Source organism: Frigoribacterium sp. NPDC087798 (assembly GCF_044742985.1).
Lineage (GTDB): Bacteria > Actinomycetota > Actinomycetes > Actinomycetales > Microbacteriaceae > Frigoribacterium.
Genome location: NZ_JBIUVP010000001.1, coordinates 1,365,472 through 1,377,947, shown reverse-complemented (window position 1 = coordinate 1,377,947; position 12,476 = coordinate 1,365,472). Strand labels below are relative to the sequence as shown.

The 12,476-nt window shown below is 71.7% G+C and carries 18 protein-coding genes; 12 read left to right on the top strand and 6 right to left on the bottom strand.

Annotated elements, in window-relative coordinates; translation table 11 throughout:
- Positions 1–130: 130 nt before the first annotated feature.
- From ACIOSR_RS06460 to ACIOSR_RS06450, 3 genes are read left to right on the top strand one after another with little or no spacing between them, the layout of a single operon-like run.
- A complete protein-coding gene (locus ACIOSR_RS06460; protein WP_173151848.1) occupies positions 131–1,705 on the top strand; it encodes a sugar ABC transporter ATP-binding protein in 1,575 nt (524 codons plus the stop codon).
- On the top strand, positions 1,702–2,793 hold the full coding sequence (locus ACIOSR_RS06455) for an ABC transporter permease (protein ID WP_200922590.1): 1,092 nt from the start codon (positions 1,702–1,704) through the stop codon (positions 2,791–2,793). The genes ACIOSR_RS06460 and ACIOSR_RS06455 overlap by 4 nt, the downstream gene beginning before the upstream one ends.
- Positions 2,790–3,851 (top strand): ABC transporter permease, encoded by a 1,062-nt coding sequence (locus tag ACIOSR_RS06450; RefSeq protein ID WP_173151844.1) that lies wholly within the window; start codon positions 2,790–2,792, stop codon positions 3,849–3,851. Before ACIOSR_RS06455 ends, ACIOSR_RS06450 begins: the two co-directional genes overlap by 4 nt.
- A 229-nt stretch (positions 3,852–4,080) precedes the next feature.
- On the opposite strand, the gene ACIOSR_RS06445 is transcribed toward ACIOSR_RS06450, so the two are convergent.
- Positions 4,081–4,932 carry a LuxR C-terminal-related transcriptional regulator gene (locus ACIOSR_RS06445; protein WP_402752131.1) on the bottom strand — a complete coding sequence of 284 codons (852 nt, stop codon included), beginning with the start codon at positions 4,930–4,932 and terminating at the stop codon, positions 4,081–4,083.
- Positions 4,933–5,108: 176 nt separating this feature from the next.
- On the opposite strand from ACIOSR_RS06445, the gene hxlA reads away from it, so the two are divergent.
- Positions 5,109–5,732, top strand: coding sequence for a 3-hexulose-6-phosphate synthase (gene hxlA / locus ACIOSR_RS06440; RefSeq protein ID WP_043597635.1), 624 nt, complete (start codon positions 5,109–5,111; stop codon positions 5,730–5,732).
- Positions 5,733–5,831: 99 nt separating this feature from the next.
- On the opposite strand, the gene ACIOSR_RS06435 is transcribed toward hxlA, so the two are convergent.
- From ACIOSR_RS06435 to ACIOSR_RS06425, 3 genes are read right to left on the bottom strand one after another with little or no spacing between them, the layout of a single operon-like run.
- On the bottom strand, positions 5,832–6,167 hold the full coding sequence (locus ACIOSR_RS06435; protein WP_173151843.1) for a hypothetical protein: 336 nt from the start codon (positions 6,165–6,167) through the stop codon (positions 5,832–5,834).
- Positions 6,164–6,772, bottom strand: coding sequence for an Asp23/Gls24 family envelope stress response protein (locus ACIOSR_RS06430; RefSeq protein WP_159825708.1), 609 nt, complete (start codon positions 6,770–6,772; stop codon positions 6,164–6,166). The genes ACIOSR_RS06435 and ACIOSR_RS06430 overlap by 4 nt, the downstream gene beginning before the upstream one ends.
- Positions 6,769–7,284: an RNA polymerase sigma factor gene (locus tag ACIOSR_RS06425; protein WP_157485405.1), complete on the bottom strand. Its 516-nt coding sequence runs from the start codon at positions 7,282–7,284 to the stop codon at positions 6,769–6,771. Before ACIOSR_RS06425 ends, ACIOSR_RS06430 begins: the two co-directional genes overlap by 4 nt.
- A 312-nt stretch (positions 7,285–7,596) precedes the next feature.
- Here ACIOSR_RS06425 and ACIOSR_RS06420 point away from each other — a divergent pair, with 312 nt between their 5' ends.
- The 8 genes from ACIOSR_RS06420 (at position 7,597) to ACIOSR_RS06385 (ending at position 11,857) form a co-directional block, all read left to right on the top strand.
- The gene (locus tag ACIOSR_RS06420; protein WP_056047193.1) at positions 7,597–8,034 is read left to right on the top strand and encodes an Asp23/Gls24 family envelope stress response protein; all 438 of its coding nucleotides are present in this window, start codon (positions 7,597–7,599) and stop codon (positions 8,032–8,034) included.
- Complete coding sequence (locus tag ACIOSR_RS06415) at positions 8,031–8,219, top strand: DUF2273 domain-containing protein (RefSeq protein WP_043597628.1); 189 nt, start codon at positions 8,031–8,033, stop codon at positions 8,217–8,219. Before ACIOSR_RS06420 ends, ACIOSR_RS06415 begins: the two co-directional genes overlap by 4 nt.
- Positions 8,216–8,569, top strand: coding sequence for a hypothetical protein (locus ACIOSR_RS06410; RefSeq protein ID WP_043597627.1), 354 nt, complete (start codon positions 8,216–8,218; stop codon positions 8,567–8,569). The genes ACIOSR_RS06415 and ACIOSR_RS06410 overlap by 4 nt, the downstream gene beginning before the upstream one ends.
- Entirely contained in the window at positions 8,566–9,144 is a 579-nt protein-coding gene (locus tag ACIOSR_RS06405; protein ID WP_173151841.1) for a DUF6286 domain-containing protein, read from the top strand. Before ACIOSR_RS06410 ends, ACIOSR_RS06405 begins: the two co-directional genes overlap by 4 nt.
- Positions 9,141–9,743 carry a hypothetical protein gene (locus ACIOSR_RS06400; protein ID WP_159825710.1) on the top strand — a complete coding sequence of 201 codons (603 nt, stop codon included), beginning with the start codon at positions 9,141–9,143 and terminating at the stop codon, positions 9,741–9,743. Before ACIOSR_RS06405 ends, ACIOSR_RS06400 begins: the two co-directional genes overlap by 4 nt.
- Before the next feature lie 97 nt (positions 9,744–9,840).
- The gene (locus tag ACIOSR_RS06395) at positions 9,841–10,755 is read left to right on the top strand and encodes an Asp23/Gls24 family envelope stress response protein (protein WP_402752130.1); all 915 of its coding nucleotides are present in this window, start codon (positions 9,841–9,843) and stop codon (positions 10,753–10,755) included.
- A 65-nt stretch (positions 10,756–10,820) separates the two neighbouring features.
- Entirely contained in the window at positions 10,821–11,168 is a 348-nt protein-coding gene (locus tag ACIOSR_RS06390) for a hypothetical protein (protein WP_371740387.1), read from the top strand.
- A 77-nt stretch (positions 11,169–11,245) separates the two neighbouring features.
- On the top strand, positions 11,246–11,857 hold the full coding sequence (locus ACIOSR_RS06385) for a hypothetical protein (RefSeq protein ID WP_402752129.1): 612 nt from the start codon (positions 11,246–11,248) through the stop codon (positions 11,855–11,857).
- Between the two features lie 56 nt (positions 11,858–11,913).
- Here ACIOSR_RS06385 and ACIOSR_RS06380 read toward each other — a convergent pair whose 3' ends face one another.
- Both ACIOSR_RS06380 and ACIOSR_RS06375 read right to left on the bottom strand, forming a co-directional pair.
- Positions 11,914–12,216, bottom strand: coding sequence for a type II toxin-antitoxin system RelE/ParE family toxin (locus ACIOSR_RS06380; RefSeq protein WP_307785020.1), 303 nt, complete (start codon positions 12,214–12,216; stop codon positions 11,914–11,916).
- Between the two features lie 11 nt (positions 12,217–12,227).
- Positions 12,228–12,473: a type II toxin-antitoxin system ParD family antitoxin gene (locus ACIOSR_RS06375; RefSeq protein ID WP_056047170.1), complete on the bottom strand. Its 246-nt coding sequence runs from the start codon at positions 12,471–12,473 to the stop codon at positions 12,228–12,230.
- Positions 12,474–12,476 lie beyond the last annotated feature (3 nt).

Genomic DNA, 12,476 nt, shown 5'->3' with positions numbered 1-12,476 from the left:
CAGCCCGCACGGCCACACCCGGCGGGGGGGGGGGGGGGGCGGGCCCCCCCCCCCCCCCCCCCCCCCCCCGCCACCCACCCGCTGCCACGGCAGCGGGCGGGTGGGCATCGGCAGACAAGGAGTTACACGCATGCAGGCACCCGGCCCCATCGTCGAGATGCAAGCCATCACCATCGCTTTTCCCGGGGTCAAAGCCCTCGACGGGGTCGACCTCCGTCTCTACCCCGGCGAGGTCCACACGCTCATGGGCGAGAACGGCGCCGGTAAGTCGACGCTCATCAAGGCGCTCACGGGCGTCTACGCCATCGACTCCGGACGTGTCGTCGTCGACGGCGTCGAACGTCGCCTCTCGGGCACCGCGGACGCGCAGGCTGCGGGGATCTCGACGGTCTACCAAGAGGTCAACCTGTGCAGCAACCTCACCATCGGTGAGAATGTCATGCTCGGCCACGAGAAGCGCGGCCGGTTCGGCATCGACTGGAAGGGGACGCACGCCGCCGCCTCCGAGGTCCTGGCGCGGGTGGGACTCGGTCACCTGGACGCGCGCACCCCCCTCTCGTCGCTCAGCCTCGCCCTCCAGCAGCTCGTCGCGATCAGCCGCGCCACGGTCGTCGAGGCGAAGGTGCTGATCCTCGACGAGCCGACCTCGAGCCTCGACGCGGACGAGGTCGAAGGTCTCTTCCGGGTCATGCGACGCCTTCGTGACGAAGGCGTCGCCATCCTCTTCGTCTCTCACTTCCTCGACCAGGTCTTCGCGATCAGCGACCGACTCACCGTGCTGCGCAACGGCAAGTTCGTGGCTGAGCACCTCACACGAGACATCGATCGTGCCGGCCTCATCTCGGAGATGATCGGCAAGGACCTGCAGAGCCTCCGCTCCCTCGACCGGGACCGGGCGAGCCGACAGGTCGCCGAGGGCGAGCCCGTCTACCGGGCCACCGGGATCGGCCGCAAGGGCTCGCTCGACGCGACGGACGTCGACCTGCGTCGCGGCGAGGTCGTGGGCCTCGCCGGCCTCCTCGGCTCCGGCCGCACGGAACTCGCCCGTCTCCTCTACGGAGTCGATCGCCCCGACTCGGGATCCGTGACCATGGACGGCGTCCCCGTGGCGATCTCGTCCCCTGCGAAGGCCCTGAAGCACCGCATCGCGTTCTCGAGCGAGAACCGTCGAGACGAGGGGATCATCCGCGACCTGAGCGTCCGCGAGAACCTCGTGCTCGCCGTGCAGGCGAAACGGGGCTGGGCCCGCCCGCTCTCGGCCAAGGAGAAGGACCGCATGGTGACGAAATATCTCACCGAGCTCAACGTGCGACCCGCAGATCCCGATCGACCCATCCGTAACCTCTCCGGCGGCAACCAGCAGAAGGTCCTGCTCGGCCGGTGGCTGGCGACCGAGCCGGAGCTGCTGATCCTCGACGAGCCCACACGCGGCATCGACGTCGGTGCCAAGGCCGAGATCCAGGAACAGGTCGCCGCCCTCGCCGACACGGGAGTCGCCGTCGTGTTCATCTCCTCGGAGCTCGAGGAGGTCGTCCGGCTCAGCGATCGGATCGTCGTGCTGAAGGACCACCGCAAGATCGCCGAGCTCGCGGCGGGACCGGACGTCACCGCCGAGTCCATCGTCGCCGCCATCGCCGAGGAGGGCGTCTCCGAGATCCCCCTCGAGACCATCCCCCGCACCACGCCCGAGGAGGCAACCCGATGAGTGACCCGACGACCACCATGACCAGGCGCCTGGGCGCCCACGGGCTCGGTGACCTGTTGCACCGGCCCTGGGTCTGGGGCACGGTCGCGATCGTGCTGCTGCTGGCGATCAACGTGGCGAAGGACCCCGGTTACCTCGCACTGTCCGTCAACCCGGACACGGGCAACCTCGTGGGCAACCTCGTCGACATCCTCCGGGCCGCTGCCCCCGTGCTCATGATCGCGGTGGGCATGTGCCTCGTGGTCGCCACCGGCGGCATCGACCTGAGCGTCGGCTCGATCATGGTCGTCGCCGGTGCCGTCTCGATGGAGTTCCTGAAGGCGGCCGGCTCCGACTCCCTCGGCGTCGCGCTCGCCGCGATGGGCCTGGCGCTCCTCATCGCCGGGGTCCTCGGCGCGGTCAACGGCATGCTCGTGTCGGTCGTCGGGCTGCAGCCGTTCATCAGCACGCTCGTGATCATGCTCGCCGGCCGTGGCCTGGCCAAGGTCATCACGGGAGGGCAGAACACGGCCGCGGCCAACGAGCCCTTCCGCTGGGTCGCCAACGGTTACCTCGTCGGACTACCCGTCGTGTTCCTGCTGGCCGTGCTGATCACGCTCGGCGTCGCCGCCCTCGTGCGGCGCAGCGCCCTGGGGCTCATGATCGAAGCGATCGGAATGGACCCGAAGGCCGCGCGCCTCGCGGGGCTGGACCGTCGAGCCCTTCTGTTCACCGCCTACATCGGGAGCGGCCTGCTCGCCGGCGTGGCCGGGATCTTCGCCACGTCCAGCGTCATGACGGTCGACGTCTCGCGCACCGGTTACCAACTCGAGCTCGACGCCATCCTCGCGGTCGTCATCGGCGGGACGTCGCTGGCCGGCGGCAAGTTCCACCTGCTCGGAGCCGCGGTCGGGGCGCTCCTCATCGCGACGCTCGACAAGACCGTCGTGTTCCTCGGCGTCTCCTCCTCGGCGACGCCCGCCTTCAAGGCGATCGTGATCGTGGCGATCGTGCTGCTGCAGTCCCGGCGCGTCCGCGCCCTGTTCACGAGGCGCCGCCGCCCGGCGCCGACCTCCGTGCCGACCGAGAAGGAGGCCGTGTCCGCATGAGCGCCACGACGATCCGCCCGCCCCTCACCCCCACGCCGACCCCCGGCCCGGGCCCCGGCAACGGGCCCCTCGAACCGCGTCGCCGCATGCGGCTCCGACTCGATTCCCTGCCGACGGTCGCCGCCCTGGTGATCCTGATCGCGATGCTGGCCTACGGAGAGATCGCCTACGGCCGCATCGTGCAGGCCGCGACCCTGTCGAACCTGCTCATCAACAACGCCCATGTGATCGTCCTGGCCGTGGGGCTCACGTTCGTGATCCTCACGGGGGGCATCGACCTCTCCGTCGGTGCGATCGTCGCGGTCAGCAGCGTCGCGGGCGTGCTGCTCGCGAACGCCGGCTGGAACCCCTGGGTCGTGATGGTGCTGATGATCCTCATCGGCACGGCATCCGGCGTCGTCTCGGGCGTGCTGATCCAGTTCTTCGACGTGCAGCCGTTCATCGCGACGCTCGCGATGATGTTCCTCGGACGGGGCCTCGCCTCCATCCTCAGCACGGTGCCCGAGCGACTCGCCGACGAGTCGCCCATCCGCTCGCTCGCGACGAACATGAAGGTCGTCGACGGTCCGAAGGTGAACGACGTCGTGACGACTCCTGGCGTGCTCATCGCGCTCGTGGTGGTCGCCGTCGCGTTCTTCGTGCTGCACCGCACGCGTCTGGGTCGCACCGTGTACGCGATCGGAGGGTCGGAGCAGTCGGCCGCCCTCATGGGCCTCCCGGTGCGCCGCACGAAGCTCGCCGTCTACGTGATCAGCGGATCGCTGGCGGGGCTCGCCTCGGTCATCTACACGGCCCGGCTCGGGAGCGCGCAGAACATCACCGGCATCGGGTGGGAGCTCGATTCGATCGCCGCCACGGTGATCGGTGGCACCCTCCTCACCGGCGGCGTCGGCTTCGTGCTCGGGTCCGTCGTGGGAGCGCTCGTGCTCGGCCTCATGAACGTGCTCATCACGCGAGATGGAGGCATCCCGCCCGAGGCCACCACCATCATCACCGGCGGCATCCTCCTGGTCTTCGTGCTCCTGCAGCGCGCCGTGATGGCGAGGCGGCGGACCTAGCGACGACGTGACGCGCGCCACGGCCAAAGCCACTGTCACCGCATGATCGCTGGCGAGAGGTGATCCTCTCTGACTCCACCAGCCGCGTCGCTCGCCACGGGCACCACGGGGGTCGGCTCCGCACCCCGGGCGCCGAGTGGGCAGAAGATGTCCTTCTGATCGAGACGGAGGACGTTTTCTGCCCACTCGACCGGCGCAGGGGGCTAGAGGGCAGAGTGCGGCCTCCGGGTCAGGGGGACGAGGCGAGGGCGGCGAGCTCGGTGCGGCTGCGGGCCCCGAGCTTGCGCAACAGGTTCGAGACGTGGAACTTCACCGTGTTGTCGCTGATGCCGAGCACCGACGCGATGTCGCGGTTCCGGTCGCCGGCGGCCACCCGGTGCAGCACCTCGCGTTCCCGCTCGCTCAGGGCCGCGACCAACTCCCACGGCTCGTTCGACGGCGGCGGGTCGAGCGGGAGGCGCACCGTCAACTCCGAGCCCCACCCCACGGTCGACGCCACCGTCAGCTCGCCCCCGACTCCCGAGACCTGCTCGGTGATCGGCCGCAGGGCGTCGTCGTGTGCCGTCAACTCGCCCGCGCCGTCGTCACGGATCGCGATCAGCAGGTTCAGGCCGTCGCAGTCCCACTGGATGCGCACCCGACGTGCGTCCCCTGCGTCGACGAAGGTGAGCACGGCGTTCCGGACGACGGCCCGGGCCACGTGCGCGACGTCGCCCGGCAGGGCCCGGCCCGTCGCCGGAGGCTCGACGAACTGGACGTCCAGGTCGCCGAAGCGCACGAGCGGACGCAGGTCGGACCGGAGGCGCGCGAAGGCCCCGACGACCGGCTCGAGGGTGGTCCCGCGGTCACGGTCGGACCCGGTCCGGAGGGCGACCAGGGCCCCCGCCGCGACGTCGATGGCCTCGGTCCGTGCCGCCCGGTCGTCGAGGCGTCGCGAGCGCAGGGCGGCCAGCACGGACTCGAGCGTCATCGCATGCCGGTCGACCAGGTCGGCGGTCGCCCGCGCGTGCTCGGACGCCAGGGTGCGGGCCAGGGTGTCGGAACCGGCCCGACCGGGGACGTCGTGCACGGTGTGGCTCATGGGCCCACCCTAGGCGTCCGCCTACCCGACGCCACCCTCCCTACCCGAACGGATGGGTGGGACGCCCCCGTCGAGGGGCTGCTCTCACAGCATCGTCGGACCAGGATCGAAGGCAACGGGATCGACGACGTACCAGAGGCCCGATCGGGCCCCGTCGCCCCCACGAGGAGCACCACATGAAGCTGCAGTTCGCCATGGACACCCTGACCACCGACGCCGCCCTCGAGCTGGCCGCCGCCGCCGCGCCGAGCGTCGACATCATCGAGCTCGGCACTCCGCTGATCAAGGCCGAGGGCTTCCGCGCCATCACCGCGATCAAAGAGGCGCACCCCGACAAGATCGTCTTCGCCGACCTCAAGACGATGGATGCGGGCGAGCTCGAGGCGGGCGAGGCGTTCAAGGCCGGCGCCGACCTGGTGACCGTGCTCGGCGTCGCCGGTGACAGCACCATCGCCGGTGCCGTCAAGGCGGCCAAAGCCCACGGCAAGGGCATCGTCGTCGACCTCATCGGCGTCGGCGACAAGGCCGCCCGCGCCAAGGAGGTCGTCGCACTCGGCGCCGAGTTCGTCGAGATGCACGCCGGGCTCGACGAGCAGGCCGAAGAAGGCTTCACGTTCGAGAAGCTGCTCGAGGCCGGCAAGGCCTCGGGCGTGCCGTTCTCGGTCGCCGGTGGCGTCAAGGCCGCCACGGTCGGCTCGGTCCAGGACGCCGGAGCCGACGTCGCCGTCGCCGGTGCCGCGATCTACTCGGCCGACGACGTCGCCGGTGCCGCCGCCGAGATCCGCGCCGCCATCAAGTAGCAGCACCAGCACCACCCGCAGCGGCTCACGAGAGAGCGCTGACGCGCAGGAGGCGCGGTGTCGGTCGGACCGGCACCGCGCCTCCTCGTCGTCCCGCGGTCAGCGGGATGCGTCGACCAGACGGGCCGAGACCGACACCACGACGTCGTCGCCCGTCACGCCGGAGGCGGCCAGGCGTCCCCGCAGCGCGTCGGCCGCCCGGGCCAGCGTCTCGGGCGTCGGGACGTCGAGTCCGGTCGCCACGTGGGCGGTGACGGACACCGAACCGGCCGTCCGCGAGATCTCGACGAGGCCGGTCGAGCCCGCGAGGTCGAGGCCGGCCGCGACGGCCCGCACCGCCCCCTCGACGACGGGGTGCGCGTCGAACACGTCGACCACGCCCTCGACGCCGCGCAGCACCTCGGTCAGGTCACGGGAGAGCAGGTCGTCGCTCATCGGTCGTCCTCTCTCGCCACGAAGACGTCGTCGACGAGCACGTCGACCCGGACGACGGTCAGCCCGGTGTGCCGCGTCAGCGTCTCGGTGATGCGGGTGCGCAGCTCGTCCGCGACGGCGCCGAGGTCGAGTCCGTACCGGGCCGCAGCGGTCACCCGCACGACCACGTCGGCCCCCGCCGTCGTCAGGTCGCCGTCGAAGGTCGTCGACCCGAGCACGACGCCGGACTGCTCGTCGCCCGCCCGTCGCACGAGCCCGCGCGCCGCGGCCTCGGTGACGCTCAACCGGACCGCGGGGTCGGGGTGGCCGATCGGGATCACCCGTCCGCCGACGACCTCTCGACGGATCGAGTCGAGGAGGCCGTCGATCCAGGCGCCGTCCCGGTCGGGTTCGCGGCGGGCCTCGTGCTCGAGGGAGGCGCGGGACAGGTCGTGCACCCGGGCCAACGACTGCAGGTACAGGCGGCAGGCCGCCGAGCCCTCGATGGCCGGGTCGCGGGGCGTGCGTCCGGCGTCGAGGTAGTCCGCGAGGCGGTCGGCGGGGATGCCGTCCACCGTGTCGTCGTCCTCGGGCACGTCGAGGGGGGAGCGGTCGTCGGTCGTCATCGCCACGCCTCCATCTCGGTCATGAGGAACACCCGGGCCCGCGCGATCTTGCCCCGGACCGTCGAGACGGGCAGGTCGAGGGCCTCGGCGATGTCCGCGTACGAGTAGTCGGCGGTCTCACGCAACAGCCAACACCGTCGCTGGTCGAGGGGGAGCTTGTCGAGGGCCGACCACATGGCGTCGAGCTGCAACCGGGCCTCGACCACGCGTTCGGGCGTCTCGTGGCGCGGGGCCGACACCTCGAGCCGGTCGACGTCGTCGTGGTCGCGTCGCACGCGCAGACGGTCGACCGCCTTGTTGCTGACGATGCGCATCAGCCAGTTGCGCACCCGCGACGGGTCGTCGAGGTCGGCCAGGCGTCGCCAGGCCGTCATGAAGGCGTCCTGCACGACGTCGTCCGACTCGAGGTCGGAGCCCAGGAGGCGCGCGGCGTACACGCGCATCAGCGGTCCGTGTCGACGCGCGATGACCTCGTAGGCGTGGACGTCGCCGTCGCGGGCCCGGACGGCCAGCGTCGCGTCCGCAGCGTCGAGGAGGGGGTCGTCGGTGGTGATGACGACCTCCTGCGATCGGACGGGGGCGGGACGGGACGCGGCGGGACCCCGGCGACGAGGACCGGACGGCCCGCGCCATGCCTCTTGACTACCACCCCGTGCGCGGATCGGGGGACGTGATGGCCGAAATGTGAGTGGTGGTGAATCGTTCCCTGAAAGCTGGCTGACCCACCATGACACCTGCCGTGCCCCATGCGTCTGAATGATGTGACCCGCTTCACGGGCACCCCGACACCGACCGGTCCCACCGGTCCAGAGCAAGGAGCAACCATGAGCAACGTGACCCCCTCCACCAGCACCGCCGCTGCCAAGACCACGCAGTCCCACGCCGCCGGCAAGAACACCATCGCCGAGGGCGTCGTCTCGAAGGTCGCCGGCATCGCGGCCCGCGAGGTGCGCGGCGTCCACGACCTGGGCAACGGTGCCGCCCGTGCCATCGGCGCGATCCGCAACGTGATCAACCAGCAGGACCGCGGCCAGGGCGTCTCGGTCGAGGTCGGCGAGAAGCAGGTCGCCGCCGACATCGTCATCGTCGCCGAGTACCCCGTCGAACTGCAGAAGGTCGCCGACGACGTGCGCAAGTCCGTCACCGACGCCATCTCGCAGGTCGTCGGCATGGAGGTCACCGAGGTGAACGTCACCGTCTCCGACGTGTACATCCCCTCCGAGGACAACGACGACGACGCCGACGACAGCCGCGTCAAGTGACCGCCACGACCACCGGCATGCTGGTCGGCGCCGTCCTGGCGCTGACCGCCCTGGCCTTCGGCTTCTGGGCCTTCGTGTTCGTCGCGATCGCCATGGCGATCGGGTTCGGCGTCGGCCGTGTCGTCGAGGGCAAGCTCGACGTCCGCGGCCTCGCCGACGCACTCCGCGGGCGGCGGTCGTCGTGACCGCGGCGGTGACGGCCGACCGGGCCCTCCACGGCCGGAACAAGATCACGTCACGTGCCGTGCGTCGGGTCGTCTCGGCCGTCACCGCGGAGGCCCTCGAGGTCTCCGCGTCGAAGGTGTCGGTCGAGCTGGCCGACCACGACGGCGCTCTCAGCGTGATCGCCAAGACCCCCATCCGGGTCTCGCCCCTGGGCGTCTCCGAACGTCGTTCGGGCACCCTGCTGGACCGCCTCACGGCGGCCCAGTCCACCATCCGTGACCGCGTGCTGCAGCTGACCGGGTCGAGCATCGACAAGGTCGACCTGCAGATCACCGGTGCCGACATCCGAGAGAGGAAGCGCGTCGCATGAGCACCGCATCGCTCTACAAGCGCATCGTGCGCCGTGAGACGCACTCGTCGCGGGCCGGCATCGCCATCACCCTCGCCGTCCTGCTGATCGTCGCCCTGGCGTGGATCGGCACCGAGGCGGTCCTCGCCGCCGTCGGGACGGCTCCGCTGCTCCTGGCGCCGACCGACCTCGTCGGTTCGACCCTGGACGCCGCGAGTGCGCCGGTCGGCGTGCTGACCGCCGTCGCGGTCGTCGTCGCGCTGATCGGGCTCGTCCTGATCGTCGTGGCGCTCGCGCCGGGCCGTCGTGGCCGTCGTGGCGCGAAGGCCGAGCGCACCGTGGCCGTGGTCGACGACCGGGTCATCGCCCGTTCGCTGGCCCGCACCGCGAGCTACGCCGGCGACGTCGACCCCTCGCAGGTCAGCGTCAGCGTGGGCAAGCGCAGCGCCCTGATCGAGGTCACCCGCACCTCCGGCCGTCAGACCGACGTCCGCAGCATCGACGAGGCCGTCCGCGACGAACTGGGCGCCTACGACTTCAGCCCGGCCCTGCGTCACAAGGTCAAGCTGTCCGAGAAAGGAACGGTCGGGTCATGAACAGCACCAATCGCGCTCTGAACCGCATCGTCGTCTTCGTCATCGGCCTCGTGCTGCTGCTCGCCGGCGGAGCCGTCGCCGTCGGGGCCCTTCTGCCCGACGTCCAGGAGACCGTCTCGCAGGGTGCCTCCGATGCGAGGGGCCCCGCGACCGACGCCCTCGGCGACCAGCCGTGGATCCTCTGGGTGGTCGCGGCGGCCAGCCTCGTGCTGATCGTCCTGCTCGCCTGGTTCGCCCTGCGACAGGGACACGGCCAGACCGGCACGTTGCTCACCGTCGACGAGGGGTCGCGTCGCGACCAGACCACCGGTGGTCGCCTGGTCGTCGACGCGAAGGTCGCCGAACAGGTCCTCGAGGAGGCGCTGGCCGACACCCCGGGCATCGTCTCGGTGGACGTGACCGCCTTCCGCGTCAAGCGCGAGTCGGTCCTGCGCGTCACCGCCAACGCGCGTCGCGGCGTCTCGCCGACCGACATCCGCCGGAGCATCGACCAGGCCGTCGCCCACTGGGACGGCGTCCTCGGGACCGAGACGCCCGTCGTGATCCAGATCAACGGTGGTCTGCGCAGCCAGATGTCGTCCGCGACGCGGCTCGACTGACCTCCCTCGCCCCACCGCACGGACGGCCCTCGCCCTCGACCCGAGGACGGGGGCCGTCCCTCGCCCCACCCACGTTCCACGATGAAAGGCCGGTCTCATGAGCGAGTCCACCCACCACGTCACCCCCATCGACATCGACGCCGCGGCGTCCACCCGGGCCACCTCGCCCGAAGAGGTCCTCGAGCACACGATCGGCGTCACCGTCCTCGGCGTCTCGGGCGTCCACGCCCTCGGCACCGCGTCCCAGCGGCTCGCCGGCGCCCTGCGCACGGCGATCGGCACGGGCTCCGTCCCCGGCGTGCGCGCCGGCACCACCGACGAGGGGCTCGTGGTCGACATCGCCGTCGTCGCCGAGTACCCGACGAACGTCACCACGCTGGCCGACACCGTCCGCACGCAGGTCAAGCACGCCGTCGGGCAGCTCGACGGCGAGGAGGTCACGGTCAACGTGACCGTCACGGACGTGCACGGCCCGTTCGACTCGGACGAGGACGCCGCCGACAAGGTGAACGCCGCCGCGGACAAGGCGAAGCAGACCGTGTCCGACGCCGGCGACCGGGCGAAGGAGGCCGGCGAGAAGACCAAGGCCGCCGCCGGCGAGGCACGCGACCGCGCCGCGACCGCCGCGGGCGACCTGTCCGACAAGGCCCGGACGGCCGCGGGCGACCTGTCCGACAAGGCCCGCGAGCTGGGCGACAAGGCCGGCGAGGTCGCCGAGCAGGCGAAGGCCACCGCGGGCGAGGTCGGCGAGAAGGCGGCCGCCGAGGCGAACGACGTCGCCGACGATGCCCGCGACGTGGCCGACCAGGCGCGGGACGCTGCTGCCGACGCCCTCGACTCCGCGGCGGACCACGGCGACGCCACCCGCGCCTCCTCGGGCGACGCACGCGACGCCGACGGTGCCGACGTCACCGTGACGGTCGACGGCGGGAGGGTCACGGTCGAGGTCGACTCCGACAGCGACGCGCAGGTCGTCGTCGACGGCGACGACGTCGCCACGACGGAGAAGTGATGTTCGGGCGGCGCACGACGACGACGACCCGACGCCCCCGGCCGCGGGCCGTCTGGGCGGCCCTGGTGACCTCGGTGGTCCTCTGCGTGCTGATCGTCGTCGGCGTGCTGCTGCCCGTGCTCACCCTGATCGGTGCGGCGGACGGCGGCACGGCCGGCGCCCTCGACGTGCCCGTCGGCTCGATCGTCGCGGCGATCGCCATCGGTTACGTCCTGGCCTTGGTCTTGCTGCTGCTCATCGTGAAGGTGCGCAACGGTGCCCTGGCCTGGGTGCTCGGGGTGGCGGCCGTGATCTCGACGCTCGTGGTGTCGCTGTGGCCCCTCGTGGCCGTCGCGATCGCCGGCGTCGACCAGGTGCAGGACCTGATCCCGTTCATCCAGGACCTGATCACCCGCTTCTGGCCCGGCAGCTGACCCACCCCGAGGTGGACCGACCCGTCTAGGCTGAGGCGGTCGTCGGAAGGGGTCCGGCGCACCACCGGGGGACCACCATGCGCACCACCACCACCACGCCCGCACTCTCCACCGTCGTCGGAGCCGTCGCCGTGACCCTCCTGCTCGCGGGCTGCACCGGAGGCGGCGCCGACTCCGGTGACGCCGGTCGGTCGTCGTCCCCGGGGCAGGCGACCGCCACGGCCGACGCCGCCGACCAGCCGACCGGCGAGTTCACCCTGCCCGCCGACTGCGAGGCGGCGGGGGCCGTCCTCGGCGATCTCGTCACGGGACGGACCCTCGTGGCGGAGACCTCGACCATCGGGTCCGACGAGGCGAACTGCACGTGGACCAGCGAGGCCGACGGGTCCCGGGTCGGCTTCATCGCCACGGTCCAGGACCTCGACCAGGCGGGCATGGACGCCGAGGTCCCCGCAGGGGGCGGCGTCGACGGGCTGTCGCTCGAGCAGGTCGAGGACGAACGGGCCGACGCCTTCGACGGGCGCGCCTTCGTCGCGACGGCCCAGGACGGGTCGCCGGTCGTCGGGGGCGGGTCGATCCTGCTGACGCCCCACGGGCTCCTGAGCGTCATCGTCGCGGCTCCGGCCGGGTCGACCGCTCCGATCGATCCCGCCCGATCGCTCGATCTCGTCTTCGACTTCCTCGACTGACGCGAGGCCCCGAGGAGGCGCGGTGTCGGTCGACCGGCACCGCGCCTCCTCGGTCGTCAGGCTCCGGAGAACTCGACCGGGAGGTCTCGGCTGGTGTGCAGCACCCGGTGGACCCGCACGGCGTCCGTGTCGTCGGTGTAGAGCACCACGAACGGGAAGCGGCGGAGCGCCAGGCTCCGCAGGCCGTCGATCCCGGTCTCGACGGCGAACCGGGCCGACCCCAGGGTGGGATGCGCCGAGATGAGCGACCGCGCGTCGTCGATGGCGTCGACGAAGTCGAGCGCGGCTGCGTGCGCCCCCTCGTCGAGGTAGTGGTCGACGGCCGACTCGATGTCGTGGTCGGCGCGTCGCGAGGTCACGACGCGGCGGCTCACGCGCGGTCGGCCCCGGCGCGGTGCACGCGGTCACGGAGGCGGTCGAGGTACTGCTCGTCGAGGTCCGAGCCCGCCCCGGACGCCATGCCGTCCACCACGAGTTCGCGGAGGCGGGCGCGCGCCTGCTCACGACGGATCAGCTCGCGGATGAACTCGCTGCTCGTCCCGTAACCGCGCTCGTCGACCTGGGCCTCGACGAAGTGCTTCAGACCGTCGGGCAGCGAGACGTTCATGGTGGCCATGGA

What these genes read in the sequence shown, in the direction of transcription:
- ACIOSR_RS06460 (WP_173151848.1), top strand. Translation starts at nt 131, where the DNA reads ATGCAGGCACCCGGCCCCATCGTCGAGATGCAAGCCATCACCATCGCT.
- ACIOSR_RS06455 (WP_200922590.1), top strand. Translation starts at nt 1,702, where the DNA reads ATGAGTGACCCGACGACCACCATGACCAGGCGCCTGGGCGCCCACGGG.
- ACIOSR_RS06450 (WP_173151844.1), top strand. Translation starts at nt 2,790, where the DNA reads ATGAGCGCCACGACGATCCGCCCGCCCCTCACCCCCACGCCGACCCCC.
- ACIOSR_RS06445 (WP_402752131.1), bottom strand. Translation starts at nt 4,932, where the DNA reads ATGAGCCACACCGTGCACGACGTCCCCGGTCGGGCCGGTTCCGACACC.
- hxlA (WP_043597635.1), top strand. Translation starts at nt 5,109, where the DNA reads ATGAAGCTGCAGTTCGCCATGGACACCCTGACCACCGACGCCGCCCTC.
- ACIOSR_RS06435 (WP_173151843.1), bottom strand. Translation starts at nt 6,167, where the DNA reads ATGAGCGACGACCTGCTCTCCCGTGACCTGACCGAGGTGCTGCGCGGC.
- ACIOSR_RS06430 (WP_159825708.1), bottom strand. Translation starts at nt 6,772, where the DNA reads ATGACGACCGACGACCGCTCCCCCCTCGACGTGCCCGAGGACGACGAC.
- ACIOSR_RS06420 (WP_056047193.1), top strand. Translation starts at nt 7,597, where the DNA reads ATGAGCAACGTGACCCCCTCCACCAGCACCGCCGCTGCCAAGACCACG.
- ACIOSR_RS06405 (WP_173151841.1), top strand. Translation starts at nt 8,566, where the DNA reads ATGAGCACCGCATCGCTCTACAAGCGCATCGTGCGCCGTGAGACGCAC.
- ACIOSR_RS06400 (WP_159825710.1), top strand. Translation starts at nt 9,141, where the DNA reads ATGAACAGCACCAATCGCGCTCTGAACCGCATCGTCGTCTTCGTCATC.
- ACIOSR_RS06395 (WP_402752130.1), top strand. Translation starts at nt 9,841, where the DNA reads ATGAGCGAGTCCACCCACCACGTCACCCCCATCGACATCGACGCCGCG.
- ACIOSR_RS06385 (WP_402752129.1), top strand. Translation starts at nt 11,246, where the DNA reads ATGCGCACCACCACCACCACGCCCGCACTCTCCACCGTCGTCGGAGCC.
- ACIOSR_RS06375 (WP_056047170.1), bottom strand. Translation starts at nt 12,473, where the DNA reads ATGGCCACCATGAACGTCTCGCTGCCCGACGGTCTGAAGCACTTCGTC.